This is a genomic window from Sinorhizobium terangae (assembly GCF_009601505.1).
In the GTDB taxonomy this organism is placed as follows: Bacteria; Pseudomonadota; Alphaproteobacteria; order Rhizobiales; family Rhizobiaceae; genus Sinorhizobium; species Sinorhizobium terangae.
In genome coordinates this window covers 63,917-90,321 of the sequence record NZ_WITC01000036.1, presented here as the reverse complement: position 1 = coordinate 90,321, position 26,405 = coordinate 63,917, and the positions used below count along the sequence as shown (strand labels likewise).

General features: G+C 62.1%; 22 protein-coding genes. 13 read left to right on the top strand and 9 right to left on the bottom strand.

Features of this window, described 5'->3' with window-relative positions:
• Nucleotides 1–47 precede the first annotated feature (47 nt).
• From GHK62_RS08815 to lpxK, 4 genes are all read left to right on the top strand, one after another.
• Nucleotides 48–284 (top strand): DUF4170 domain-containing protein, encoded by a 237-nt coding sequence (locus tag GHK62_RS08815; protein WP_153438184.1) that lies wholly within the window; start codon nucleotides 48–50, stop codon nucleotides 282–284.
• A gap of 91 nt (nucleotides 285–375) precedes the next feature.
• Nucleotides 376–1,689, top strand: coding sequence for a lipid IV(A) 3-deoxy-D-manno-octulosonic acid transferase (gene waaA / locus GHK62_RS08810; protein ID WP_153438182.1), 1,314 nt, complete (start codon nucleotides 376–378; stop codon nucleotides 1,687–1,689).
• A 22-nt stretch (nucleotides 1,690–1,711) separates the two neighbouring features.
• Entirely contained in the window at nucleotides 1,712–2,416 is a 705-nt protein-coding gene (locus tag GHK62_RS08805) for an HAD family hydrolase (protein WP_153438180.1), read from the top strand.
• Nucleotides 2,417–2,563: 147 nt separating this feature from the next.
• A complete protein-coding gene (gene lpxK / locus GHK62_RS08800; RefSeq protein WP_153438178.1) occupies nucleotides 2,564–3,610 on the top strand; it encodes a tetraacyldisaccharide 4'-kinase in 1,047 nt (348 codons plus the stop codon).
• An 18-nt stretch (nucleotides 3,611–3,628) separates the two neighbouring features.
• Here the strand turns inward: lpxK and GHK62_RS08795 are convergent, their stop codons facing one another.
• Together GHK62_RS08795 and mutL are read right to left on the bottom strand one after the other, a co-directional pair.
• Entirely contained in the window at nucleotides 3,629–3,862 is a 234-nt protein-coding gene (locus GHK62_RS08795; protein WP_136507310.1) for a DUF2093 domain-containing protein, read from the bottom strand.
• 86 nt (nucleotides 3,863–3,948) lie between these two features.
• Nucleotides 3,949–5,748 (bottom strand): DNA mismatch repair endonuclease MutL, encoded by a 1,800-nt coding sequence (mutL, locus tag GHK62_RS08790; RefSeq protein WP_153438176.1) that lies wholly within the window; start codon nucleotides 5,746–5,748, stop codon nucleotides 3,949–3,951.
• A 381-nt stretch (nucleotides 5,749–6,129) separates the two neighbouring features.
• Between mutL and GHK62_RS08785 the strand changes: the two genes are divergently transcribed.
• On the top strand, nucleotides 6,130–7,854 hold the full coding sequence (locus GHK62_RS08785) for a response regulator (RefSeq protein WP_153438175.1): 1,725 nt from the start codon (nucleotides 6,130–6,132) through the stop codon (nucleotides 7,852–7,854).
• Nucleotides 7,855–8,120: 266 nt separating this feature from the next.
• Entirely contained in the window at nucleotides 8,121–9,464 is a 1,344-nt protein-coding gene (locus tag GHK62_RS08780) for a putative bifunctional diguanylate cyclase/phosphodiesterase (RefSeq protein WP_380785562.1), read from the top strand.
• Nucleotides 9,465–9,473: 9 nt separating this feature from the next.
• Here the strand turns inward: GHK62_RS08780 and GHK62_RS08775 are convergent, their stop codons facing one another.
• Nucleotides 9,474–10,388, bottom strand: a complete 915-nt coding sequence (locus tag GHK62_RS08775) for a LysR substrate-binding domain-containing protein (protein WP_153438171.1) — start codon at nucleotides 10,386–10,388, stop codon at nucleotides 9,474–9,476.
• A gap of 89 nt (nucleotides 10,389–10,477) precedes the next feature.
• Between GHK62_RS08775 and GHK62_RS08770 the strand changes: the two genes are divergently transcribed.
• Together GHK62_RS08770 and GHK62_RS08765 are read left to right on the top strand one after the other, a co-directional pair.
• Nucleotides 10,478–12,025, top strand: coding sequence for a trimethylamine methyltransferase family protein (locus GHK62_RS08770; RefSeq protein ID WP_153438169.1), 1,548 nt, complete (start codon nucleotides 10,478–10,480; stop codon nucleotides 12,023–12,025).
• A 28-nt stretch (nucleotides 12,026–12,053) separates the two neighbouring features.
• Entirely contained in the window at nucleotides 12,054–14,102 is a 2,049-nt protein-coding gene (locus GHK62_RS08765) for an NADH:flavin oxidoreductase (protein ID WP_153438167.1), read from the top strand.
• 164 nt (nucleotides 14,103–14,266) lie between these two features.
• Here the strand turns inward: GHK62_RS08765 and GHK62_RS08760 are convergent, their stop codons facing one another.
• The 6 genes from GHK62_RS08760 to GHK62_RS08735 all read right to left on the bottom strand — a co-directional run bounded on the left by GHK62_RS08760 (nucleotide 14,267) and on the right by GHK62_RS08735 (nucleotide 20,315).
• Entirely contained in the window at nucleotides 14,267–14,896 is a 630-nt protein-coding gene (locus tag GHK62_RS08760) for a PRC-barrel domain-containing protein (protein WP_153438166.1), read from the bottom strand.
• Nucleotides 14,897–15,283: 387 nt separating this feature from the next.
• Nucleotides 15,284–17,008, bottom strand: a complete 1,725-nt coding sequence (locus GHK62_RS08755) for an IlvD/Edd family dehydratase (RefSeq protein ID WP_153438164.1) — start codon at nucleotides 17,006–17,008, stop codon at nucleotides 15,284–15,286.
• Nucleotides 17,009–17,093: 85 nt separating this feature from the next.
• Nucleotides 17,094–17,978 (bottom strand): SMP-30/gluconolactonase/LRE family protein, encoded by an 885-nt coding sequence (locus GHK62_RS08750; RefSeq protein WP_153438162.1) that lies wholly within the window; start codon nucleotides 17,976–17,978, stop codon nucleotides 17,094–17,096.
• Nucleotides 17,975–18,613 (bottom strand): 2-dehydro-3-deoxy-6-phosphogalactonate aldolase, encoded by a 639-nt coding sequence (locus GHK62_RS08745; protein ID WP_153438160.1) that lies wholly within the window; start codon nucleotides 18,611–18,613, stop codon nucleotides 17,975–17,977. The genes GHK62_RS08750 and GHK62_RS08745 overlap by 4 nt, the downstream gene beginning before the upstream one ends.
• Before the next feature lie 14 nt (nucleotides 18,614–18,627).
• A complete protein-coding gene (locus GHK62_RS08740; RefSeq protein ID WP_153438158.1) occupies nucleotides 18,628–19,545 on the bottom strand; it encodes a 2-dehydro-3-deoxygalactonokinase in 918 nt (305 codons plus the stop codon).
• Nucleotides 19,545–20,315 (bottom strand): SDR family NAD(P)-dependent oxidoreductase, encoded by a 771-nt coding sequence (locus GHK62_RS08735; RefSeq protein WP_153438156.1) that lies wholly within the window; start codon nucleotides 20,313–20,315, stop codon nucleotides 19,545–19,547. Before GHK62_RS08735 ends, GHK62_RS08740 begins: the two co-directional genes overlap by 1 nt.
• A 128-nt stretch (nucleotides 20,316–20,443) precedes the next feature.
• Here GHK62_RS08735 and GHK62_RS08730 point away from each other — a divergent pair, with 128 nt between their 5' ends.
• The 5 genes from GHK62_RS08730 to GHK62_RS08705 all read left to right on the top strand — a co-directional run bounded on the left by GHK62_RS08730 (nucleotide 20,444) and on the right by GHK62_RS08705 (nucleotide 26,405).
• Nucleotides 20,444–21,256, top strand: coding sequence for an IclR family transcriptional regulator (locus tag GHK62_RS08730; protein WP_153438154.1), 813 nt, complete (start codon nucleotides 20,444–20,446; stop codon nucleotides 21,254–21,256).
• Nucleotides 21,257–21,452: 196 nt separating this feature from the next.
• Nucleotides 21,453–22,193 (top strand): helix-turn-helix transcriptional regulator, encoded by a 741-nt coding sequence (locus tag GHK62_RS08725; RefSeq protein WP_184108442.1) that lies wholly within the window; start codon nucleotides 21,453–21,455, stop codon nucleotides 22,191–22,193.
• A gap of 76 nt (nucleotides 22,194–22,269) precedes the next feature.
• A complete protein-coding gene (locus tag GHK62_RS08720) occupies nucleotides 22,270–23,109 on the top strand; it encodes a LuxR family transcriptional regulator (RefSeq protein WP_153438152.1) in 840 nt (279 codons plus the stop codon).
• A gap of 539 nt (nucleotides 23,110–23,648) precedes the next feature.
• Complete coding sequence (apbC, locus tag GHK62_RS08715) at nucleotides 23,649–24,806, top strand: iron-sulfur cluster carrier protein ApbC (RefSeq protein ID WP_153438150.1); 1,158 nt, start codon at nucleotides 23,649–23,651, stop codon at nucleotides 24,804–24,806.
• A gap of 621 nt (nucleotides 24,807–25,427) precedes the next feature.
• Entirely contained in the window at nucleotides 25,428–26,405 is a 978-nt protein-coding gene (locus tag GHK62_RS08705; protein WP_153438146.1) for a magnesium transporter CorA family protein, read from the top strand.

The window sequence follows — 26,405 nt, the reverse complement described above, 5'->3', positions numbered from 1 at the left end:
AGGCGAATGCCGCAAATCAACACCCTTCAAGAATAAATGGAATTACGATGGCTCAAGAATCCGCGAAAAAGCAACGTTTGCATCTCGTCTTCGGTGGCGAGCTGACGACGCTTACCGACGTCCACTTCCGGGATTTGGACAAGCTCGACATCGTCGGCATCTTTCCCGACTACGACAGCGCTCATGCCGCTTGGAAGGCCAAGGCGCAGATGACGGTCGACAACGCCCATATGCGTTATTTCATCGTTCATATGCATCGGCTGCTCGATCCGGAAAATGATTGATGTCGATGTCATTCGGACGCGCACGGCGTGCCTGCCCCCGGACTGTGCATGACATCCGTGTCAGGTGGCACATGGGCGAGGGCGCGTATTCATGAGCAGCCTTCGTGCACGGCTAGCGCTTTCCAGCTATCGCTGGATCGGGACGGCGATCTATCCCCTGGCCTGGTCGTATCTCGCCATACGCGCAGCGAAAGGCAAGGAGGACCCGGCGCGCCGCCGCGAGCGCTACGGCCATGCAAGCGCGCCGCGCCCGCAAGGACCGTTGGTCTGGTTCCATGCTGCGAGCGTCGGCGAAACGGTCGCCGTCACACCGCTGATCAAGGAAATCCGCCGCCGTGGCATCTCCGTGGTGCTGACCACCGGTACGACGACGTCGGCCCGGGTTGCCGCTGAGCGATTGGGTTCTGCCGTCGTACACCAATATGTGCCGCTCGATTGCAAGCCCGCAGTGAGCCGCTTCCTCGACTATTGGGAGCCGGATCTGGCGATCATTGCAGAATCGGAAATCTGGCCGATGACCATTGTCGAACTCGGCAGCCGGCACATTCCGCAGGTCCTGGTGAACGGCCGCCTTTCGGACCGGACCTTCGCGCGCTGGAAAAAGCGGCCCTCGCTCGCAGAGGCTCTCTTCGAGAACCTGGCGCTCGTCATCGCGCAATCCGAAGTGGACGCGGAACGCTTTCGCACGCTCGGCGCACTCCCGGTCATGGTGTCCGGCAACCTCAAGGTCGACACCGACGCTCCGCCGCATGACCCGAAGGCGCTCAAGGAGTATCGCCAGCAGATCGGAGCACGCAAGACCTGGGCGGCGATCTCAACCTTCGACGGCGAGGAGGATGCCGCGGCGACCGTTCACCGCGCCTTGAAGGATAGAAGCGGTCTCCTGACGATCATCGTCCCGCGCCACCCCGAGCGCTGCGATGCAGTGGAGACAGCACTGATCGCCAGGCGACTGAAGGTCGCGCGGCGGACGCGCAACGACCCGCTGACGCCGGACGTCGATATTTTCCTCGGCGACACGATCGGCGAAATGGGTCTCTATCTGCGCCTGACCGAGGTCGCCTTCGTCGGTCGGTCGCTCTTCGCCGAAGGCGGTCAGAATCCGCTGGAACCGGCCATGCTTGGCTGTGCGGTACTTTCCGGCGGCAATGTCCAGAATTTCCGCGAAACCTATCAGATGCTCGCCAAGAACGGCAGCGCCAAGATCGTGCGCGATGTCGAGATGCTGGCCAAGGGCGTCAATTATCTGCTCGGCAACGACGACATGCGTCGCTCGATGATAGACGCCGGTCTCGAAAGCGTGCAACAGATGCGTGGCGCGCTGACGGCGACGATCAAGGGACTTGAGCCCTATATCAACCCGCTGGTCGTGAAGGCACGGCTGGAGCCGCGTATGGAAGGCTGAAGCGCCAATTGCGGATCGGATCATGGTCGCATCGAAAACCATCGTCGGCATCCTGTTCGACAAGGACGGGACGCTTCTCGACTACGTGAAGAGCTGGGTGCCGGTGAACTACGAATTGGCGCGCATCGCCGCGAAAGGCGACGAGGCGCTTGCGAGGGTGCTGCTTCAGGCGGGCGGAATGGACCCGGACAGCGGCTATGTTGCGCCCGACAGCCTGCTTGCCGCCGGCAATACGGTGGAAATTGCCACAGGCATGGTTGGCGCCGGCGCGCCCTTCACGGTCGAGGAATTGACGACGCTCTTCGACAGCCTCTTTGCGCAGTCCGCGGACTATGCCGTCCCGGTGACGGATCTCGGCGCCTTCTTTGCCGGCCTTCACGCGAAGGGCTACCGCCTCGGCGTCGCATCGAGCGACAACGAACGGTCGATCCGGGAAACCGCCAAGCGCTTCGGCTTCGATGGTTACCTGCACTACGTCGCCGGCTATGACAGCGGCCATGGCGTCAAGCCGGAGCCGGGCATGGTGTTGGGTTTCTGTGCGGCGACGGGGCTGGCGCCGCATCAGGTGGCGGTCGTCGGCGACAACAATCACGACATGCATATGGGGCGCAGCGCCGGCGTCGGTCTCACGGTCGCAGTGCTGACCGGCACCGGCTCGCGCCAATCGCTTGCCGCGGCCTCGGACCATTGCCTGGCGGACATAACGGAACTGGAGGCGGTGCTGTAGGTCTCGGCACCGACCGGCTTGCCTTTTTTCCCATTCTGACGTTTTTTGTCGGTCGCGTTGTTCAGCCCAGCGCGGCCGCCGCGCTGTAGAAGTCGCGTTCCTGGCCGGTTTGGGGGCAGGGCAGGTCGTGGAGGCAGATTAGGCAGAATGGTTTCAGAAGCGCCACCGTTCTGGTGGACCAAGGCCGATTGGCGCGCCTATGCGCTTTGGCCGATTTCCTGGGTTTATGGCCGCATCGCCGGAATGCGCATGGATCGCGCCCGCCGCGCCGCGCCGCCGGTGCCGCTGATCTGCGTCGGCAACTTCACCGTCGGCGGAGCCGGAAAGACGCCGACCGCCATCGCGCTTGCGCGCGCCGCCAAGGCGAAGGGGCTGAAGCCGGGCTTCCTGAGCCGCGGCTATGGCGGTTCGCTGGACGTCACGACGATCGTCGACCCGCATCACCACCGTGCCCGGGACGTCGGCGACGAACCGCTGTTGCTCGCCCGCGAAGCCCTGACCGTCGTCTGCCGTCGCCGTGTCGAGGGTGCGCACAGGCTCGCTGCCGAAGGCGCCGACATCATCATCATGGACGACGGCTTCCAGAGCGCGCGGCTTGCGTTCGACTTTGCCTTGCTCGTGGTCGATTCCGGGCGAGGCATCGGCAATGGGCACCTGGTCCCCTCGGGACCGGTTCGCGCGCCGATTGCCGACCAGCTTCGCCACGCAACAGCGCTCCTCAAGATCGGCAGCGGGTCAGCGGCCGACCCTTTGGTCCGCCGGACTGCACGGGCGGGCAAGCCCGTCTATGCCGCGGAAACCATCCGGATCGATGATGGCAAGCTCGCGGGTGTCAAGGTTCTTGCCTGGGCCGGTATCGCCGATCCGGAGAAGTTTTATCGGACCGTGCGTGAGACGGGTGCAATCGTCGAGGAGACGCGAAGCTTTCCCGATCATCACCATTTCTCCGACGATGAAATTGCCGACCTGCTCGATCGCGCCGCGAGCCAGGGCTATACGTTGGTAACCACGTCGAAGGACATGGTCCGTCTCGAACCTGGCCATGGCCGGGCGGGAGAACTGGCGGCCAAGAGCAACGTGATCGAAATCGACGTGCGCTTCGACGATCCGTCGGTGCCCGGCAAAATCATAGATCGGACGCTTGCCGCCGCACGGGCGCGCAAGCTGCGGGAGGCCAAAGCAGTCACTCTGTGAGGAGGGCTCGTACCGAATTCAACGTCGCTGGTTGGGAAGCGCACCGGCGCGTTTTTCCGCTTCGAGGGAGGCGGCGGCGTCGACATAGGGCTCCTGCCGGGCGACGCTCCAATAACGCAATTCGTCCACCGGGATCGCTTTGCCCGTCATGGCACAGACGACATGTGATCCGGCGAGCACGATCTGGAAGTCGCCGTCGAGATAGCGGATCTTCGCCTCGCGCGAGGAACTTCCTTCAAAGCGGTTCATCATTGCCTGCGTCTGCCTTCCGAATTCGATTGCTTTCTTGGTCTATCCCAGCGCCCGGCAAAACACCAGTACCGGCAGTCGATCGCTCGTCAGCTGCGACCAAACAAGCGTTCGATATCCGACAGCTTCAGCTCGATATAGGTTGGCCGGCCATGATTGCACTGACCCGAGCCGGGTGTTGCTTCCATCTGGCGAAGCAGCGCGTTCATCTCCTCCGTCCGCATCCGGCGGCCTGAGCGGACCGAGCCGTGGCAGGCCATTGTCGCGGCGAGATATTCAAGCCGGCCCGCAAGGCCGTTCGCCGTATCCCATTCCGCAAGCTCGTCGGCAAGCTGCCGCACCAGGCCGGCCGCATCCACCTCGCCGAGCATCGCCGGCGTCTCGCGCACGGCGATCGCCCCCGGACCGAAGCGTTCGATTGCGAGGCCGAGCCGGATGAATTCCGCTGCATGCGCCATCAGCCGATCGCAATCATCCTCGGGGAGATCCACGATCTCCGGGATGAGCAGGGTCTGGGCGGGCACCGGGCGGGAATGGAGCGCCGTCCGCATCGTCTCGAAGACGAGGCGTTCGTGTGCGGCGTGCTGGTCGACGATGACGAGGCCATCATCCGTCTGTGCAACGATGTAGTTCTCGTGGAGCTGCGCACGCGCAGCGCCAAGCGGAAAGGACGCGGGGGATGCAGCCGCGACGCGCGTGTCCTCGGCCGGAGCGGCGGAGCGTGCCGACGGCTCCGAGAATTCCGCGAAGGCTCGCTGCGGAGCCTCTGCGAAGCCGTTTGCAGTTTGATCGAAATGCAGCGGCCGGTAGGGAGAGGCCGCAGGCGCCCAGGGTTGCTGTGGCCTCTGCATCTCCGGTCTGAAGGCGCGCATCATCCCGCTTGCGCCGGTTGTCGCAGCGCGGTCTCCGTCGCGTGCGAGCGCCTCGCGGATCGCGCCGATAAGCAGTCCTCGGATAAGCCCCGGATCGCGAAACCGGACGTCCGACTTCGCCGGATGAACATTGACATCGACGAGCGCCGGGTCGAGTTCGATCGCCAGGACGGCGACCGGGTAGCGTCCATGGGGGATGGTTTCGGCGTAGGCGGCGCGGATGGCCGACAGGATGAGCTTGTCTTGCACCGGCCGGCCGTTGACGAAGACATATTGTTGAAGCGAGTTGCCGCGATTGAAGGTCGGCACGCCAGCAAAGCCCGTAAGCCGGGCGTCCTCCCGTTCGGCGTCGATCTCGATCGCATTGTCGCGGAAATCCCTGCCGAGCACCTGCGCCATCCGCGCCAGGCGGTCTTCGCCGGTGGCCGGGAACTCCAGGGTCGTCCGGTCGGAGCCGGAAAGCACGAAGCGCACCTTCGGGAAGGCGATCGCCATGCGGCGGACGACCTCGGAAATTGCGGCGGCTTCCGCCTTCTCCGATTTCATGAATTTGAGCCGCGCGGGGGTCGCAAAGAAGAGATCGCGCACCTCGACGACGGTGCCGACATTGGCCGGTGACGGGCGCACGGCTTCGGTCTTGCCGCCCGCGATCGCGATCGCCGCCCCCTCACTGGCGCCGGCCGTTCGCGTCGTGATCGACAGGCGCGCGACCGATCCGATCGAGGGCAGGGCCTCGCCGCGAAAGCCGAGAGTCCGGATATCCGTCAGGCTGTCGCTGATCTTTGAGGTGCAATGGCGCTGAACCGCCAGAGCGAGATCGGCGGGCGACATGCCGCTGCCGTTGTCGGACACCCTGAGCAGCGTCTTGCCACCGCCGGCGGTTGCAATCTCGATCCTTGTCGCGCCGGCGTCGAGCGCATTCTCGATCAATTCCTTGGCAGCACTGGCGGGCCGCTCGATGACCTCACCGGCGGCAATCTGGTTGATGAGCGTTTCTGAAAGTTGCTTGATGATCATGGCTCATTTTCCCGGATTCGCCGCGCGAGGGAAAGGGGTGTCTGCGCTTGATCTGCCGCGGGGGGACGGTCACACGGGCGGTCGCCACCGATAGTCACAGGAAAAATGAGGCCATGATTTAATTCCCCTTTAACGTTCTGCTGCGATTTTCCAAAGCAACCTGAATGAGCACGGGTTTTGTCTTTGGAGCCCTGCGGCGTTGCTGGACGCCGTCACGCATTCCGCCCGAAGAGACGCCTTCCGAGGCCGGCCAGCATGTCCCGGAATGAAACCGCCGCGCCGGCGCCGCGGGTCTTTTCAGACACGCAAGGGCCGCTGTGAAACTTTAGATTGCTGCATCCGGTGCAACGAACCATGCAGACGGCGAATGAGGACAGCGTAATGACCGATGTGGCGTCGGGCGGCGCAGACATCAACAGGATCATTCTCGAGTCGAGTTGCGACGCGCTTGGCCTCGCTTTGCTTGTCTGCGGTCGAGACGATACGATCCTCTTCGCCACCCCCTCGATCCTGCAGTTCTTTCCGGTTCCCGCCCGCCTGTTGACGCCCGGCACTCGGCTCCGCGACTTCCTGGGCGCCGTCTACGATACCGGTGTGCGTCCCGGCACACTACCCGAAAACAGCCGCCGCCGAGCAAACAGGGAAGACTGGATCGCCGAACACATGGCGCTTCATTGGCGCGAGCGCTACGAGAGCGTCGAGCGGGCCGGTCGCACACGCTGGGTTTCATTGCGCAAGCGCCGGCTGTCGAGCGGTATCGGCATGTTGTCGGTCACCGATGTTTCGGAACAGAAAAAGCGCGACGAACAGCTTCAGACCGACCTCGAGCGCGTGGAACTGACCGAAGAAATCCTCGACGCACAGCCCAATCCAATCTGCGTCAAGGATCGGAACCTCAACTACATCGCCGTCAACAAGGCGTTCTGCACGATCCATGAGGTTTCTCAGGAGGCGATCCTCGGGCGCTCCGCGTGGGACCTTGTCGACGCCGAACTGGCGGAACGGTTCGAACAGTCGGACCGATCAGTGCTCGAAACCGGCAAGCCATACTCGGAGGCGGAACACATCGTTCGCGCCGACGGCAGCGATCTCTGGGTCGTGACACGCAAATATCGCATCGGCATGCCCGGCCGTCATTTTGTGGTGACCTGCATGAACGACGTCACCGATATCGCGGCTTGGTATCACGGTACGGGCGACGGCACGGCCAGCAGCGGCCTTCAGATCCTCGATTACAGCATCTTTACGCCGGCCCAGAACTTCTACGATCCCTTCCGTGCATTGAACGTGCAGCAATTGGTCGAGGCGGGATCGATGATCGAGACCCTGCCGGCGCGCGGACTGCGCGTGCTGCTTGCGACCGGCGACCGAGGCGCGGAGGAACGGCTCGTGGCGCGTTTGCGCGGTTCCGGTCTCGACGCATGTGCGGTGCGCAATATCGACGAGCTCGAAGCTTTCGCGTCCGCTGCCGAACGTTGCGGCGTAAAGCTCGATATCCTGGTGGTCGACGGCGCATTCCCGAGCGTCGAGCACGTCCTTGCCGGCTGGCACGCGAGCGCCGTCCTCAAGATCGCCGCCGACATCGATGCCGGCGCCCTGCTTGCCGAGATCTTTCGTGTTTGCGCCGAGCGTCCGCAATCGCGGACGTCGCCTTCGCAGGCGGACTGGGGGATCTCCTTCGAAGGCGACGTTGCGCCCGAAACGCATGTCCCGGATATCGAAGTGCTGGTCGCCGAGGACAATCAGATCAATCAGTTCGTGTTTGCCCAGATACTGGAGGGGCTCGGGGTCTCCCATCGGATCGCCGCGAATGGCAAGGAGGCAGTGGAGCTCTGGCACGAACTTCAGCCGGCCCTGGTGCTGATGGACATATCGATGCCGGTCATGAACGGCTTCGACGCCGCAGTCGCCATCCGTGATGCCGAAGTGGGGACGGGGCGGCGGACACCGATCATCGCGGTGACGGCGCAGGCGCTCGACATCGACCTTAGGCAATGCGAAGCGTCGGGGATGGATGACCACATCATGAAACCGGTCAGCCCGGACATGATCGAGGCGGTGCTTAGAAAATACATGCCGGCCGGAAACATGCGTGTCGCCGGCTGAGGCGTGAATCCTGTCAACTCACTAGAATTGGGGAGGCCGGCCATAGATTTGATAGCGAGGCGCTATGGGATTGTTAACCGCCGATTGTCATCGTCTGCGTTGAACTGCCAGAAAGTGTAGAGCCTCGCAGCAATGTATGTGCTTCGTCCAGCCGCCCAGCCCCTACCTTCCCCGATGCGAGAGGTCCGTCTCCACCGGCGAGAGCCGTGGCGCCACGGCTGTTTGGCAGTGCTTGCATCGGCCGACAGCGGGAGCTTGCGGCGATGATGTGGAGGCAGGTCGCGGGTCATGAGATCACTGACGTGACGCACGCGTTGGCGCTTCTTGATGAACTGACCGGCCTGGGTAATGGCCGGCATCTGCGCCAAACGGTCTGTGAACTTGCGGCCGAACGCGCGAGTGACCCTGCTCCGTTCACCATTGGCCTTGCCAATCTCGATGGTTTCAAGCCGATCAACGACCTGTTCGGGCCGGAGGCCGGCGATCAGATCCTCCGGCAGGTCGCGCACCGTCTGAAAGCCTGCGTTCCGGAAGGTGCGACCGTGACACGGACCACGGACGACGAGTTCGCCTTCGTGCTGCCGCTGATCTTCGAGCGCAATGGCGCGGAAAAACTCGGCCGGGTGCTGAAGGAAGTCCTGTCTGCTCCCTTCGATCTTGGCGACCGAAACGTCCGGCTCTCTGCGTCCTTCGGCTTCGCGGTCTATCCTTTCGCGGGCGACAGCTTTGAAGACCTGCTGAAGAGCGCCGACACCGCACTCTATCGCTCGAAGCGGCGGGGTCGAGCCCAGATTACCGTCTATTCGCAGGAGATCGCCCAGGAAATGAAGCGCGCCACTCAGATTGAGCAGGCGTTGCGCAACGCGATCATCGCCGACCAGGTCGATGTGCATTTCCAGCCCATCGTCGACCTGCGCAGCGATACGGTCGTCGGCTTCGAAGCACTGGCGAGATGGTGCGACGCGGATCTCGGCTACGTCTCGCCGTCGATCTTCGTACCGCTCGCCGAAGAGCGCGGATTCATCGAGCAGCTGGCCGAAACGTTGCTGCGCAAGGCGGCACAGGCGGCGCTGTCCTGGCCGAAGGAACTCTTCCTTTCCTTCAATCTGTCCTCAGCACAGCTGATGGATCCGGCGACCAGCTCGCGCCTGCTGTCGATCATCAACCAGGTCGGGCTCGACCCCCGCCGCCTGGAGCTCGAGATTACCGAGACAGCGGTGATGGCTGATGCGGATGTGGCGCAAAAGATCGTTTCCGAACTGCGGGCGGCGGGCGTGCGCGTGTCGCTCGACGATTTCGGGACAGGGCAATCGAGCCTCGGCCGCTTGCGCGATTTTTCCTTCGACAAGGTGAAGATCGATCGCGCCTTCGTATCCCGCATCTCCGCCGATCGGGCATCCGAGCACATCATCAAGGCCATCGTTTCGATGTGCGAGGGGCTGGAGCTCGAGGTCGTCGCCGAAGGCATCGAGGATTTCGCCGAGGCGCTGAAGCTGAAGGCGCTTGGCTGCGGGATGGGACAGGGCTATTTCTACGGCAAGCCGGCGGACGCCGTTGCCACGATGCGCTATCTTTCGGATCGCTATCGCGACAGCGCGGCATCCCGGTGACGCTTGATTTCAGCGGTCACGCAAGCCCTCGTCCAGAAGCCAATCTCTGATGCGCCGAGCCTGAGTGTTAAGCTCGCGCGATCGCGGCCAGACGACGTAGAATGCGTGTCCGGTCTTCAGGACGTGCCCGCCCACCGGAACGAGCGCACCGGAGCGAACCTGCCGCTCGATCAGGTGCTCCCAGCCCAGTGCGATCCCTTCACCGGCAAGCACGGCCTGGATGACGAGCACGTAGTCGTTGATCGCCAGCCGTCGTCCCTGGACCGGGTAGGAAAGGCCCGCACTTGCGAACCACTCCGTCCAGTCGCAGGCCCGCCGCACGGGTTCCTCGAGGTGGATGAGATTGTGTCGCAACAGGTCGGCCGGCGTCTCTGGCAGGCCGTGCGCCTCGATATAGGCGGGCGTCGCAACGGCATTGACCACTTCCTCGGCCAGCAGGGCGGCATGATAGCGTGGCCAGTGACCGGGATCACCGCCTCGGATGCCGAGCGGGATCGGCTCCTCGTCGAGGTCGAGATCGCGCACGCTGGTCTGGATGCGAAGGTCGATTTCCGGCAAGTCTTCGCGCAGCCGGTTCAGCCGTGGAAGCATCCACATCGAGGCGAAAGCGGTGGACGCTGCGAGGGTAACATTCGTCTCGCGGCCCTTCGAGCGGATATCTTCGGCTGATTTCTGGATTCGCGACAGGCCGACCGAGACGTCTGCATGGAATTTCTCGCCCGCTTCAGTCAATTCGACCGCCCGGTGCACGCGGTGAAACAGCGGCACGCCAAGTTGGTCCTCGAGACCGCGGATGGCGTAGGATACGGCTGCTTGCGTCATCCCGAGCTCGTTGGCGGCGCGGGTGAAATTCTGATGGCGGCCGGCTGCCTCGAAAACGATGAGACTGGCGGCGGACGGAAGGAGGCGGCGCAGATTTTCCATAAATGCACCTTATAGCATGCGTCGAATTTTTCCACCGTTACAACGGTCTTGATGGTCACTAGCATCATGAAAAATGATGGGAGGTTGCAATGGAATCGACGTCAGCAGCAACGGTTGCGACGCCCCGCAGAACACGCGGTGCACGCGCACAGCGACGGGAAGGGGGCAGCAATCTTGGCGTTCCCTATATCGTCCGCAACATACCGACCTACGACATTCTCGGCGAGGAAAGCCTGCAGCGCATCGAGCGGACCGCGGATCGCATCCTTGCGGAGGTCGGCATCGAGTTCCGCGATGATCCCGCGGTACTCGACCATTGGAAGCGCGCCGGCGCGAAGGTCGATGGGGCTCGGGTCACCTTCGAGCCGGGCATGCTGAAGGAGATCGTCCGTTCCGCACCGTCGCAGTTCACCCAGCATGCCCGCAATCCCGCCCGCAGCGTCGAGATCGGCGGCCGCAACGTCGTCTTTTCCCCGGCCTACGGTTCTCCCTTCGTGATGGACCTGGACAAGGGCAGGCGCTACGGCACGATCGAGGATTTCCGCAATCTGGTGAAGCTCGCCCAATCGAGCCCGTGGCTGCACCATTCCGGCGGAACGATCTGCGAGCCGGTTGACGTGCCGGTCAACAAGCGCCACCTCGATATGGTCTACAGCCATATCAAGTATTCCGACCGCGCCTTCATGGGCTCGATCACGGCCGAGGAACGTGCCGAGGATTCGATCGAGATGGCGCGCATTGTCTTCGGCGCCGATTTCGTCGACAGGAATTGCGTCATCCTCGGCAACGTCAACGTCAATTCGCCGCTCGTCTGGGACGGGACGATGACGAAATCCTTGCGCGCCTATGCGCGCGCCAATCAGGCGGCGGTCATCGTGCCCTTCATCCTGGGCGGGGCTATGGGGCCTGTCACCAATGCCGGCGCCATCGCCCAGTCCTATGCCGAAACGCTCGCAGGCTGTGCGCTGACGCAACTCGAACGAAAAGGGGCGCCGGTGATCTTCGGCAATTTCCTGTCATCGATGTCGCTTCGCTCCGGCTCGCCCACTTTCGGCACGCCCGAGCCGGCGATCGGCAGCATGGTCGTCGGTCAACTCGCCCGCCGGCTGGGCTTGCCGCTGCGTTGCGCCGGCAACTTTTCCAATTCGAAGCGGCCGGATGCGCAGGCGATGCAGGAGGGCGTCATGTCGATGCTGTCTGCGGTCCACTGCGGTGCCAATTTCATCCTGCATTCGGCCGGTTTCGTCGATGGCCTGCTCGCCATGTCCTACGAGAAGTTCGTGATGGATACCGATTTCTGCGGGGCGCTGCATTCCTATCTCGCGGGCGTCGTCGTCGACGACAATGCGCTCGCCATGGATGCCTTCCTCGAGGTCGGACCGGGCAGCCATTTTCTCGGCTGCGACCATACGATGCGCAATTATCAGACCGCTTTTTGGGACAGCGCGCTTTCCGACAACGAACCGTTCGAGAAATGGGTCGAGCAGGGCGAGACGGACATGGCGGCACGCGCCAACCGCAGCTGGAAAAAGACGCTTGACGAATACGAAGCACCGCCTCTGGATGTAGCCATCGACGAAGCTCTGGTGGATTATGTCGCCAGACGAAAGAACAGCATGCCCGACGCCTGGTACTGACGGGCGTGGAAGCCTCAAGGACCGTTGGATGACCGTTTCGAAGGACCCGCTGCTCCAACCCTACCGTCTGAAGCATTTGACACTCAAGAACCGGATCATGTCGACGGCCCATGAGCCGGCCTATTCCGAAGACGGCATGCCGAAGGATCGCTATCGTCTCTACCACCTGGAAAAGGCCAAGGGCGGCATAGCGCTGACGATGACGGCCGGTTCGGCCATCGTCTCCGAGGACTCTCCGCCGGCCTTCGGCAATCTCCATGCCTATGCCGACGAGATCGTACCGTGGCTCAAGAAACTCGCCGACGACTGTCATGAGTACGGCACCGCCGTGATGATCCAGTTGACTCATCTCGGCCGCCGTACGAACTGGAGCAAGGGCGACTGGCTGCCGGTGTTGAGCGCCTCTCCCATCCGCGAGCCGGCGCACCGGTCGTTTCCGAAGGAAATCGAGGAGTGGGATATCGAGCGGATCGTGGGCGACTATGCAGCGGCCGCCAGCCGCATGCAGGCCGCCGGTCTCGATGGTATCGAAATCGAGGCCTACGGCCACCTGATCGACAGCTTCTGGTCGCCAGCCACCAATCATCGTGACGACGAATATGGCGGGTCGCTCGACAATCGCCTACGCTTCATGAACCTGGTGGTGGACGCCGTGCGCAAGGCGGTTGGTCCGGATTTCATCGTCGGCACGCGCATGGTCGCGGACGAGGACTGGGACAAGGGCCTGTCGAAGGAAGAAGGCGTCGAGATTGCGAGACGGCTCGCGGGCTCCGGCAAGATCGACTTCCTGAACATTATTCGCGGCCATATCGAGCACGACGCACCGCTCACCAAGGTGATCCCGATCCAGGGCATGGCCGCCTCGCCGCATCTCGATTTCGCCGGAGAAGTACGGGCAGCCACGAAATTTCCGGTCTTCCATGCCGCCCGCATTGCCGATGTGGCAACGGCGCGGCATGCGATCGCCGAGGGCAAGCTCGATATGGTCGGCATGACCCGTGCCCATATTGCCGACCCCTATATCGTCAGGAAGATCGAAGAGGGGCGTGAGGCCGAGATCCGCCCCTGCGTCGGCGCGACCTATTGTCTCGACCGCATCTATGAGGGCGGCGGCGCCCTCTGCATTCACAACGCGGCGACCGGACGCGAGGCGATCGTGCCGCACGTCATCTCGAAAAGCGATGGCCCCCGCCGGCGTGCGGTTGTCGTCGGGGCGGGGCCCGCCGGCCTAGAGGCGGCCCGCGTGCTCGCCGAACGCGGTCACTCGGTCGAGCTTTTGGAGGCAACCAGTGAAGCCGGCGGCCAGATCCTGCTGGCAGCGCGGAACCCGCGTCGCAAGGAAATGATCGGCATTGTCGACTGGCGGCTTTCCGAACTCGAGCGGCTCGGCGTTCCGATCCATTACAATGTCTTTGCCGGCGTGGAGGACGTGCTGGCGCGGGAACCGGATCTCGTCGTCGTTGCCACCGGCGGCATCGCCCAGAATCCCGCGCTCGAGACAGGCGACGACCTCGTCGTTTCGAGCTGGGATATTATTGCGGGCGCCGTGAAGCCCGAGGGACCTGTTCTGCTTTATGACGACAACGGCGCGCACAGCGGCATGACCGCGGCCGAACTGATAGCCAGAGCTGGCGTCGAACTTGAGATCGTTTCGCCGGAGCGCATGTTCGCACCCGAGATCGGCGGCATGAACCACGTTCCCTATGCGAAGATCTTTGCCGAGAAGAATGTGCGGGTTACGATCAACACGCGGCTGAAATCGGTAAGACGCGACGGCAATTCACTGGTTGCGACCTTGTGTTCGGATTTTTCGGAGACCGCTTCGATCGAGCGTCGGGTGGCGCAGGTGATCGTCGAGCATGGCACGGTGCCGATGGCCGAACTCTATATCGAGCTCAAGCCGCTGTCCCGCAACCTTGGCGCGGTCGACTACAAGGCTCTCATCCGTCGCGAAAACCCAATTGTCTCGCGCAATCCCGAAGGGACGTTCGATCTGTTTCGGATCGGCGATGCGGTCGCGAGCCGCAATATCCACGCGGGCATCTATGATGCCCTGCGATACTGCGTGCTTTTCTGAGGCCGTTACAGCGCCGCGCTTTCAATTGGAGGTCGCTGTAGCACTTTGAATTGCTGCATGATCTTGTCCTTAAATCGATTCCGGTTAAACAATCATGCAGTAGAAAAGCGGCGCATTGCGCCGCTTTTCAGGTATGGGAGCGGGATGTCCGCTGCCCATTCAGCTTACTGCTGAGGTGACGGCTGCGTCGGCGTTGCCGGTGACGTACCGGTTGACGATGTCGTTGATGTGTCGACCGGCTGTGCTGCATTGCGCTCGGCCATCATCTGCGATTTCGTCTTGAACTCCGGCGCTGCCTTCAGCGTGTCGGCCGTCTCGGTCGTGGTCAGCCTCAGCGCTGCCGTGTCGGCCTGCTCGGAGATCTCGATCCGGTCGAACGGGACCGCGACGTTCTTCTGGCCGATTCCGAGGAAGCCGCCGACGCCGATCACGGCCGCTTGGACGCCGCCGTCCTTCTTGATGATCAGATCGTCGATTTTGCCGATGCTTTCATCGGCCGCATTGTAAACCGATTGGCCTACATAATCGCTCGTCGCGATCTGATCGGCTGCCTGCTCGGTCAAATAGTCCGATTTAGCGGCAGTATCCTTAGGTGCCTCGGTGCCAGCGGGAGGAGGAGTCTGGGCCTGGTCGGCCGGAGGCTCCGTCGCAGGCGGTGTCGTGCCGCCCGGCTGCGTCTGCGTGGGTGCTGCCGGAGGCGGAGTCGTTGTCTGCTGCGCGAAACTTGTCGGGGCGAAGGTAACGCCCACGAGAAGCGCGCCAGCCGCAACGGAAGATACAAGTTTCTTTGTCATATCAGACTGCCTTTCGTTGACGTTGTCGACCACCCCACGGCGTTGGCGAGCGGCCTGCCCACACCGCGCTGGTGATACTCAAGCAACGTCCGGAGGCGAAATCTGTTCCGTAAAAAATGCAAGCAGCCACCGAGGGAAGTGGTGGCGGTTCTACCTTGGGCTGCGTTGTTTTGGCAGGATCAAGCCGTTGGCGGTCGTGTCATGCAGGGTCGGCAAACGCAGCCTTTCTTTGTTAAGGTATAGCTAAAACTACGTCCGTCGCCAGAACTTCTCGCATGGCCCCCGGAAAATACTTAGGTGAGTAACGAAATTTCGCGTGAAGATCCCGGACGAGCTCAATCCGAGATCTTCATACTTTACCGCTATCGCGCGCTGTCCGAAGACGTCTTAATGGCTCTCGCGTTGCACATCGCTGCCACTCTTGCCGACGAGGAAGTCGAGGTCGGCACCCTTATCGGCCTGCAGCACGGTCTCATGATAGAGCTTGTAATAACCGCGCTGCCATTTCTGCTCCGGCGGCTGCCAGGCGGCCATGCGAGCCGCGAACTCCTCCTCGCTGATCAGAAGGTTCAACTCGCCCTTCATGGCATCGAGACGGATACGGTCGCCGGTCTTGACGATCGCAAGAGGGCCGCCGGCATTGGCTTCCGGACTGACGTGCAGGACCACCGTGCCGAAGGCAGTGCCCGACATGCGCGCATCCGAAACGCGCACCATGTCGCGAACGCCCTTTTCGACGAGCCGCCGCGGGATCGGCATGTTGCCGACTTCCGCCATGCCGGGGTAGCCCTTCGGGCCGCACCCCTTGAGGACGAGGATCGTATCCTCGGTTACCGGCAGGTCGGGATCGTCGATCTTGGCCTTGAGGTCTTCGATTGTCTCGAACACGTAAGCCGGACCTTCGTGCGCGAGCAGATGCTCGCTCGCGGCCGATGGCTTTATGACCGCGCCGTTCGGGGCAAGATTGCCTTTCAGCACGCGAATGCCGGCGGCGGCGCGCAGCGGGTTGTCGAGTGGGCGGATGACGTCGTCATTGTAGACCTCGGCACCTTCCCAATACTTGCTGATGGGCACGCCGAAAACCGTCGGCGCGTCGGCATGGAGCAGGTGCTGGATGCGGTTCATGACCGCCGGCAGGCCGCCCGCATAGGCGAGATCCTCGATGAGATACTTGCCCGACGGCATGCAATTGACGATGCAGGGGACCTGGCCGCCGACGCGATCGAAGTCTTCAAGACAGAGGTCGACGCCGGCGCGTCCGGCGATTGCGAGCATGTGCACGACAGCATTGGTCGATCCGCCGACGGCGGCGTTTGCGATGATGCCGTTCTCGAAGTTCTTCTTCGTCAGGATCTTCGAAAGCCGAAGGTCCTCGTGCACCATCTCTACGATCCGCTTGCCAGTCATGTGTGCGAGCGCCATGCGGCGCGCGTCGACAGCGGGAAGGGCTGCGTTGGTGGGGAGCGAAAGGCCCATCGCTTCCACCACCGAGGCCATCGTGGTTGCGGTGCCCATGGTCATGCAGACGCCGGGCGAACGCGACATGCCACTTTCGGCAGCCATGAATTCCTGCAGGCTCATTTCACCGGCCCGTACGGCTTCGGAGAATTTCCAGACGTCCGTGCCCGAGCCGATGTCCTTCCCCTTCCATTTGCCGTTCAACATCGGGCCCGAGGAAACCACAATCGTCGGCAGGTCGACGGAGGCGGCGCCCATCAACTGCCCCGGGGTCGTCTTGTCACAGCCGCCGAGCAGCACCACGCCGTCGATCCCGTGGGCGCGGATCGCCTCTTCGACGTCCATCGCCAGGAGGTTGCGGAAAAGCATGGCGGTCGGGCGCATCTGCGTCTCCCCGAGCGAGGAAACCGGGAATTCGGCCGGAAAACCGCCGGCCTCCCAGACGCCGCGTTTGACGCCTTCGGCCAGGACGCGCAGGTGGCTGTTGCAGGGTGTGAGCTCGGACCAGGTGTTGCAGATGCCGATGATTGGCCGCCCGTCGAAAACATGATCCGGGAACCCCTGGTTCTTCATCCAGGATCGATGAATGAAGCCGTCCTTGTGCGTTCCGCCGTACCAATGGCGGCTTCTCAGTTCTTTTTTCTTTTCGCTCATTCGAGCCCTCCCGTTCCATGGCGATTCATCGCATGGCTAAATTGTATGACTTTTTGGCAGCCCGATACCAGCACTTGTTATGCGGTCAGAGCAGAAAGGCGGGCTCGAAACGGCCCTTGACTTCGACGCCGAGGTCGAAAGTCTTCCCGGCATTGGGATCGGCCGCCCGGGCGGACTCGTCCATTCCCTGCCAGGCCGAGGTTATAAGCAGCCTGTCAGCCTTCGCCCCGATGAAGGCCGGGCAGCTTGGCTGCGTCGCGGGCACGGCATAGCGGGCGATCTTTTGGCCGTCCGGCCTGTAGACGTCGACGGAACTTGCACCCCAGCGCGCGTTCCAGATCAGCCCGTCGGCATCGCAGACCGCGCCGTCGACGTCTCCGGGAGACGTGCTCTCGTCGGAAAGGACAACGGCATCCCCGGTCGGAAGAGCGGTCGCGGGATCAATATCGACGCGCATCAGATGGTTGGCCGCCGAATCGGTGAAATAGGCCGTGGCTCCGTCGGGCGAGAAACAAATGGCGTTTGGAATGCTGATATTGCTGTAAAGCTTGGTGACGCGGTCGCCGGCGACATGGTAGATCGCACCCGAATGCCTTTCGGCTTTCCGTCCCATCGTACCGATCCAGAGAGCGCCGCATGGATGGACGCGACCGTCATTGGAGCGGTTGCCGGGTTTGTCCTCAAGCATGGCGAAACGGGAGAGCTTGCCGCTTCCCGTATCGCGAAGGAAAAGCCCCTGGTCCGACGCGACCAACTGCCGGGCCGGGTCGATGACGGCAAGCACGGTGCCGAGAAAGGGCAGCGTGTGAACCGTCTTGCGGCCGCTTTCAACATGCAGTTCGTGCAGTTCCCGGCCCGTGATGTTGAACCACCAGGCAGTGCCGCTGCCGGGATCGAAGGTCGGACCTTCGCCGAGCTCGGAGCAGAGGTCGCAGAGGACGCGGCCGGAAAACGGAACGGGATCGGTCATCGGTGGCCTCCATAAACTGCGTCATAGGCTTGAAGCGTCGCCTTCGCCCGCTGTTCAACGTCTGCGGCGCTCATGCCGGGCTTGTAGAGGCTCGAGCCGAGGCCGAAGCTGCGAATACCGATCTTGGCGTAGTCGGCGAAGTTGCTTTCCGACACGCCGCCGACGGCTGCGATCTCGATATCGGTTGGAAGAACCGTGCGGATCGCCGCAATACCGGCGGGGCCGAGTACGCTCGCGGGAAAGAACTTGAGACCGGACGCTCCCGCGCCGGCGGCGGCGAGCGCCTCGGTCGGCGTGAACACACCCGGCATCGTGACCATGCCCTTCGCCGCGGCAAGCTTGATCACCGACGGTTCGACATTGGGGCTCACCATCAGCCGTCCGCCGACGGTGGCAAGTTGTTCCACCTGCTCGGTCGTCAGCACAGTTCCTGCGCCGATCAGGCAGCCGGCCGGCGCCATCTTCACGGCGATCTCGATGGAACGAAACGGGTCGGGCGAGTTCAGCGGGATTTCAATTGCGGTGAAGCCTGTCTCGATCAGCGCGCCGACGATGCCTTCCGTTTCGGCGGGTTTGAGCCCGCGCAGGATGGCGACCAGCGGATATTTCATCGGTGGCAAGGGGATGCGGTTCATCTTCTTTCTTTCGGTCAGAGGGGCCAGATGGCGCAAGCGGCGGCGGAGAGGCCGGCCCGCACGGCATCATCGGCGTCGACATGTTGAACTTTGAGGCCCTGGTTTTGCAGGGCCGCATGGTAGAGCGCTCCGAGCGGGCCCGATGCGACGAGGCAAATTCCGTCGATCGATCCGGCCGTCGCGAGGGCCCCTGCGATCTCGATGCCGATCAGGGTGCCGGAGAGCCGTGCCTTGGCGTCGGTGGCACTCAACCGGTGGAGAAGCTGTCCCGCGCGAACTGAAAAAAGCAGGTTCGTGGCAAGAGCCGGATTCCGCGCCGACTCTGACACGGCTTCGACAAAAGCCGGATCGTTGCCGGCGAAGACGCCTCCATCCGCCAACGCATGGCTGAGAATCGAGTGGCGCGAGACGACGTCGAACAGTTCGCCGGTCATGAAGGTGGAAAAGCCTTCGACCGTGTCGCCGTTGAGGCGGACCCATTTGCTGTGCGTACCCGGCATGCACACGAGGTGCCGCCCGGTGCCGAGCGTACCGGCGGCGCCGAGAAGCTGCGTTTCTTCGCCGCGCATTACGTCCGGATGGCGCATGTCGCGCTGGGCGAGGCCGGGCAGTATCCGGATGTCGCGGTCGACGTCGGGGACGCAGATAGCGTTGCCGGCAATCGCGGTGAGGGCGGCCGGTGTATCGAGGTAACCGGCCTCCCTCCAGCCCTGGCGGGCACCGGCCATGCCGCAAATGATGATCGGGAGATGGCCGGGAGCATCCGTCGCGGCGAGATGGGTGTCGAGTACTGCGTGGAAGCCAACCTTCGCCGCCGTCGTCATGCCTTCAGCACTGCGGCGTTCCGCAAGGACGGCTCCGTCCTCGCCGACGAGCCACAGCCGGAAACTCGTGGTTCCCCAATCGACCGCGGCATAATAGCCTGCCGTCATCAAAATACGCCTCCATCGATGATCATGGTCTGAGCCGTCATCGCCGCCGAGCAATCCGAAGCCAGGTAGAGGCACGGCCCCACGAGGTCGTCGGCGATCAGCATGCGTTTCAGGCACTGTCTCTCTTGCATCCGCGCAATCGCGTCGTCGTCCAGCCACAACCGCTTCTGCCGTTCGGTGACGATCATGCCGGGCAGGATCGCGTTGACGCGAATATTCTCCGGCCCGAGTTTCCCGGCCAGCGACTTTGTGAGGCCGATAATGCCGGCCTTCGCGGTGGCATAGGCGGGGACATCCGGCATGTTGAGCATGAAGGCGATCGACGAGAAGTTGATGATCGACCCGCCGCCGGCGCGCTGCATATGGGGTGCCGCTGACTGGCACATGAAGAACAGGTGCCTGAGATTGACGGACAGGCTTTCGTCCCAGCTCTCTTCCGTCACCGCTTCGAGTTGCTGCCGGTCGTCACGTGCGGCATTGTTAATGAGCACGCGGATCGAGCCGAGCATGCCGGCGGCGGTTTCGACGGCCGCTTTCAAGTTCGGGACCTGTCTGAGATCGGCGGGAATGAATTGGGGTCTTCTTCCCGTTTCGGCGGCCAGCTTCTCGCAAAGCGCAAGGCTCTCTTCCTCAGCGATGTCAATGAAGACCACGCGCGAACCTTGCCGCAGGAAAGCTTCCACCAGGGCGGCGCCTATGCCCGACCCACCGCCGGTGATGAGCACACCCTTGTTTTGGAGGTCGGGAAACTGACCGCTCGGCATTGGCATGGTTTCCTCTATGCTGATATTGGATGAGGTGGCAGTTCCATTATGTGGAACAATGTTTTACTATCTGGAATTATCGCGCCGTTGCTTTTGTCCTGTCAAGGCACGCCGCTGCTACGAAGCCTGATGACATGAACGAAACCAAAACAACCGACGCAGAGATTGAAATCGCCGGAACCGGCACGCTCGGCAAGGCCATGGCGGTTCTCGAGGCGGTGGTGACGGCGGGCAGCCCGCAGCGGTTCACGGATATCGTTCAATCCGTCGGGCAGCCGCGCGGCACCGTGCATCGGCTGCTCAGTCACCTGGTCGAGGAAGGCCTGCTCGTTCAGGGCCGTGATCTGTCTTACGAGCCGGGCCTGCGCCTGTTGAAGCTCGCCTATCGCTCCTGGTCCGGCAACCGCTTCCGTGACATCGCTGAGCCGCATCTGTTGCGTTTGCACGAACTGACCGGGGAGACGGTTCACCTCGGCGTCCTGCAGGAGACCGAGATCATCTATGTCGACAAGGTCGAGAGCCGGCAGGCGGTACGGATGAGTTCGCAAATCGGCAAGGCGTCACCGGCCTATTGTACGGGCATAGGCAAGGCCGCGCTGTCGTCGCTGTCGCAGCCGGAATTGTTGCGAATCGCCGCAAACATGAAATTCCATCCGTTCACGGCCCATACGCACCGCTCTGCGGCCGGCCTGCTTGCGGAAATCGATGAAATTCGCCGCGATGGGCACGCGTTTGACCGCGAAGAGCACGAGGCGGAAATCTGCTGCGTCGCCGCGCCGATCTTCGTTCCGGAACACGATCTGGTTGCGGGCGTATCCGTCACCGGGCCTGCCTATCGCGTCAACATGGCGCAGTTGGCGGCTTGGGCCGACTTCGTACGGGAGGCGGCGGGAAAGATCGAGGAGGAGGTCCGAATGCGCCTCGGCCCCGGGCGCAATGGACGTTAACTCTGCTTTACGGTAAATTAGGAACTTCGACTGGACGAGCTGTTTCGAGATCATTAGCTTGCGATATATCAGGCGCGCCGCTACGGCCGGTTGCAAGGACTTGAAGCGGACTTGATTTTTGACGGAAGTTTTGACGTCGTTTATCACGGCGAAGGCGGCCTCGCTCGATCGGGCGCGGGATGTGGGAGACGAGCGGGTGGTAGATTTCAGCGCAGGTATGTCCTCATTGATACTCCCGAGCGGGCGGTCAGTCGCGGGAGCGCTGGGCGACGAAGACGATATCAAGCGGGTTCTCGGTCAGATATCGGACGCCTACGGCTTTCGTGGATTCCTGGTTTTGTCGATCCCGGATGCCGGATGCCACAGCCTGGGCACGCAGGCGCTGATGACGACTTGGCCGTCGGAGTTTCTCAGGCGCTACGACAGCGCTCGTCTGATCGATGGAAGCCCCGTCATCCAGCGGCTGCGCCGCAGCACGATTCCGTTCACCTACGATGCCCATCTGCTTGCGCGCAGGCGGCTCGACGGCAAGGGTGACGCGGCGGTTTGTGTCTTCGAAGCGGCCGGTCTGCCGCGCGGTCTGTATCTGCCGGTTCATGACGCATCGGGACGACGCGCCGCCGTCGCCTTTGGTGGCAACAGAGAGCTTGTTTCCAACGACGAGATGCAGGCGCTCAACCTTTGGGCGGGTCTTCTCTACAGTCGGCTGAGCGAGGTGCGAGGCCGTGACCGGCGGGGACCCGGCAGCCTTTCCCGTCGTGAGATCGAGTGCCTCCGCTGGGCCGCTGCGGGCAAGACGACCATGGAGATGGCGAGAATCATGGCGCTTTCCGAATACACGGTGAACCATTACCTCAATCGCGCGACGCGCAAATTGGATTCCGTCAATCGTGTTCAGACCGTTGCCAAAGCCATGCGTGCAGGGCTGATCAACTGAATTTCGTTTTTCGAAAAGGCCGGACGGAACATGCGGCGCGCAAAGCGGGGGAAAATACACAGCCTTTTGCGCATGAATGGCGCCGAACGTGGATCATCTGTTGGCATTGGTCGACTGCTCGGGCTATTTGGTAATCGATGAATGCCATGGAACGTGCGAAATGCAAGATACGATGACGGCCGGGATGACTGACACCGATCTGCCCCGGGGCGGTGATTTCGCGTCTGAAATCGCAAGGCTTGAGACCCAGTTCGATATCATCCGCTATATGCGGCGGGTCACGCAGCTCTTCGGTTTCAAGGTTTTTCTCATCTGTTCGATTCCCGCGATCGAAGTGGAGAGGCTGGCTGCAACGACCGTCATATCCAACATGCCGGCCGAACTCCTCAACAAGTATGACAGCCTGTCGATGCTGCGCTTCAGCACGGGCGTGCGTCGCTTGCGGGAGACCACGACACCGTTCCAGATCATGCTTGAAGACTGGGAAAACGAGGGCGGCAAGCCGGCATCGGCTGCAGACTACATCGCCATGTTGCACGAGAACGGCCTTTTGCAGGCCAACTATTTCCCGGTCCACGATGCCGAAGGCGGCCGCGGTGCAGTCATTCTCATGGGGCCGGAAGCCGACCTGCCGATGACGGCGGCGATGGAATTGCAGATGATCGCGATCCACGTCTACAATCGATTGGCGGAGATCGGCGCCGTCTGGAAGAATACCAATACCACCCTGTCCGAGCGCGAAATCCAGTGCCTGAGCTGGACGGCAGCCGGCAAGACCAGCGCCGAAATCGCCGGTATCCTTGGTCTGTCCGAGCACACCGTCAATCACTATCTCAATCACGTTACCAAGAAGCTCGACGCCGTGAACCGCACGCAGGCGGTCGTGAAGGCGATGAAGAAGGGCTACATCAGCTGATACCCGGCGCGAGCCGCGCCCTTGCGCGAAAATAATGTGCTTGCTCAGAAACAGTGCAGCCATCCTTGCCTGCATTGCTAAAGCGCATAGACCTCATCCAATTGAAATCACTATATTTTCTTGCAAGGCGCGAATCTGGCACGCATTGTGCATCTGTGTGTTGTGTCCAGAGGGGACTACAATAAAACAGCGCCCACGAAGGTTGCGAGGAAGCAGGGCCGCCGCCAGTCGTTTGTGATCCCGGATGTACGGACACGACGATCGGCTGGCGGCCCTGTTTTTCCCAATCTGTCGCATTGGCGAACCGCTCCGCCTCAACTATCTACTGCATAATTCCTTAAATCGGGTCAGATTTGGGGATAAATTATCCGCTGCATGTTTCCTTAAATCGTGGGCGATTTAGGAGAAAAACATGCAGCAATTCAAAGCGCTACAGCGTCCTTTGCACGTCGGAAGAGACGCGCGGCACCGCAGTGGTTCAAAATGTTACCGCCTAATCAATGCCAGGCGGCGTAACGAAGACAGATGAAGAGGGCGGCATGCCGGACGTAACCAGGGAAACGGTTCTTGAAAAGCTGCGGAACGTGCGCGGTCCGGACATGGAGGGCAATATCGTCGACCTCGGCCTTGTCTCCGATGTCTTCATTTCCGACGGAAAAGCCTATTTTTCGATCACCGTTCCGGCCGATCGGGCGAAGGAGCTTGAGCCGATGCGCGCCGCGGCGGAGAGGGTCGTGCGCGAAATACCCGGCGTCAAGGCGGCAATGGTTGCGCTGACGGCAGATCGCAAGGCGGCACCGCAGGCGGCGCCGGTTCAGACACCGCGGCAGGTTCCGCCCGCGGCGCACGGGCACGCTCAGCGTCCCGCCGGCGGCGCGCCGGCAAAGGCGGGGATCCCCGGCGTCGGTGCCATTATCGCCGTTGCTTCCGGCAAGGGCGGTGTCGGCAAGTCGACGACATCGGTGAATCTCGCGCTCGCATTGCAGGCAAACGGTTTGAAGGTCGGTCTGCTCGACGCCGATATCTACGGCCCCTCCATGCCGCGCCTTTTGAAAATCAGCGGCCGGCCGCAGCAGATCGAAGGGCGGCTCATTCGGCCGATGGAAAACTACGGGCTGACGGTCATGTCGATGGGTTTCCTCGTCGACGAGGAAGTTGCCATGATTTGGCGCGGTCCGATGATCCAGTCGGCCCTGCTGCAGATGCTTCGCGAGGTGGCCTGGGGCGAGCTCGACATTCTCGTCGTAGACATGCCGCCCGGTACGGGTGACGCGCAACTGACCATGGCCCAACAGGTTCCGCTGGCCGGCGCCGTCATCGTTTCGACGCCGCAGGACCTGGCGCTCGTCGATGCACGCAAGGGGCTCACGATGTTCCGAAAGGTGGAAGTCCCGGTTCTCGGGATCGTCGAGAACATGAGCTACTTCGTGGCGCCTGACACCGGCAATCGTTACGACATCTTCGGTCACGGCGGCGCGCGCAAGGAAGCCGAGCGCATCGGCGTGCCGTTCCTCGGCGAGGTACCTTTGACCATGGGTATTCGCGAAACCTCAGACGCGGGAACGCCGGTGGTGGTTTCCGAACCCGACGGCGAGGTTGCGCGCATTTACCGGGATATTGCAGCAAAGGTCTGGGAGCAGGTTTCGGCGGCTCGCCATAGCAAGGGCCGGACGATGCCCGATATCGTCTTCGAATAGATTTGCGTCGCTCGTCCGAGCAGGTCAGAGCCTTTCATGTCTAAATGGAACCGATTCTGTTGGCTCAAGCGGAGTGGAACATTTGCTCGGCTGGCGCGCCGTAGCCTGAGCATACGGCCTTTCCACCAGGATCAGAGGCGATCGTCTGGGCCGTACGGTCAAGTACGACACTACAGCGCCGCGCGTCCCATCGGACGCGCAAAGTCGCTGTAGCACTTTGAATTGCTGCATGATTTTGTCCTTAAATCGATTCCGATTTAAGGAATCATGCAATGGGCAATCGCCTCTGATCCCGATGAAAACCTGCTCCGGCAGAATCGCTTCCATTTAGACATGAAAGGCTCTAGTTTGCGCCGAAATGAAATCCTGCGAGGACAGGCATGCGCAAAGGAGCATTGATTTTGCGCGCGTGTTGCGCCATATGCCTTGCCGCCCCTGTGCAGGGTGATCGGCTCAGCGCCTCTCGCCGGAGACTGTGGCCTCCCGCGACAAACGATTGAGGATTTGTCGTGCAGGGCGGAAGCTTCATCTGATGAATCTGCATTATGGAAATCGTGTGGCGGTTGATCGCTTCAGAGCCTCGTGGGTCGATTTTGTCGGCCGCATGAAAAGGGCAGCGGCATGATCACGGGATACTGTACGAACGGTGACGCCGTTGCCTTGTCGGCGGCAGAGCCGCCGGCGTCCCTGCGTCCCGACGTCGTCTGGATCGATCTCGTCGAGCCGACCAAGACGGAAGATCTGATGATGGAGAAATTGCTGGGGATCTCCATCCCGACGCGGGACGACCTGAAGGATATCGAGCCGTCAAGCCGCCTCTACACTGAGAACGACGCCGTCTTCATGACGGCTTCGCTGGTCTATCGCAGCGATACGGAAATTCCCGGCCTGACGGATGTCGGCTTCATTCTTTCGGGCGGCCGGCTGGTGACGATCCGCTACGCGGAGCCCAGGGCGTTCGGGTTGTTCAAAGCCGGTATGCACCGGATTCCCGGCGGGTGCCGCAACGGAGCCGTGCTTCTCGCCCGGCTGCTCGAGACGATCGCCGACCGGACGGCGGAAATCCTGGAGCAGGCGGTGGACAAGATAGACGGCCTGTCGATCGAAGTTTTCGGCGACAAGGCGGCGGCCAGACGCCGTCCGCCGCACTTTCTCGAGGCACGGCTGCGCGATGTGGCGGGTCACTACAGGCTGGTCGCAAAAACGCGCGACAGCCTTGCCTCGCTTTCAAGGCTTTTGACCTTCGTCTACACTGTTCCCGCTGTGCAAGGCGACAAGGACAGCCGGGAACTTTGCCGGTCGATATCGCGGGACATACAATCGCTCTCCGAGCACGCGGCGTTCATCTCGGGAAACATCACCTTTCTGCTCGATGCCTCGCTGGGCCTTATCAACGTCGAGCAGAATGCGATCATCAAGATCTTCTCGATTGCCTCGGTCGTCCTCTTGCCGCCGACACTCGTCGCGTCCATCTATGGCATGAATTTCCGCGTGATGCCGGAGCTTGAATGGCAGCTCGGCTACCCGTGGGCACTGGCGGCTATGGTGATATCGGCCGTGATACCCTTCTTCTTCTTCCGTTGGAAAGGCTGGCTTTAA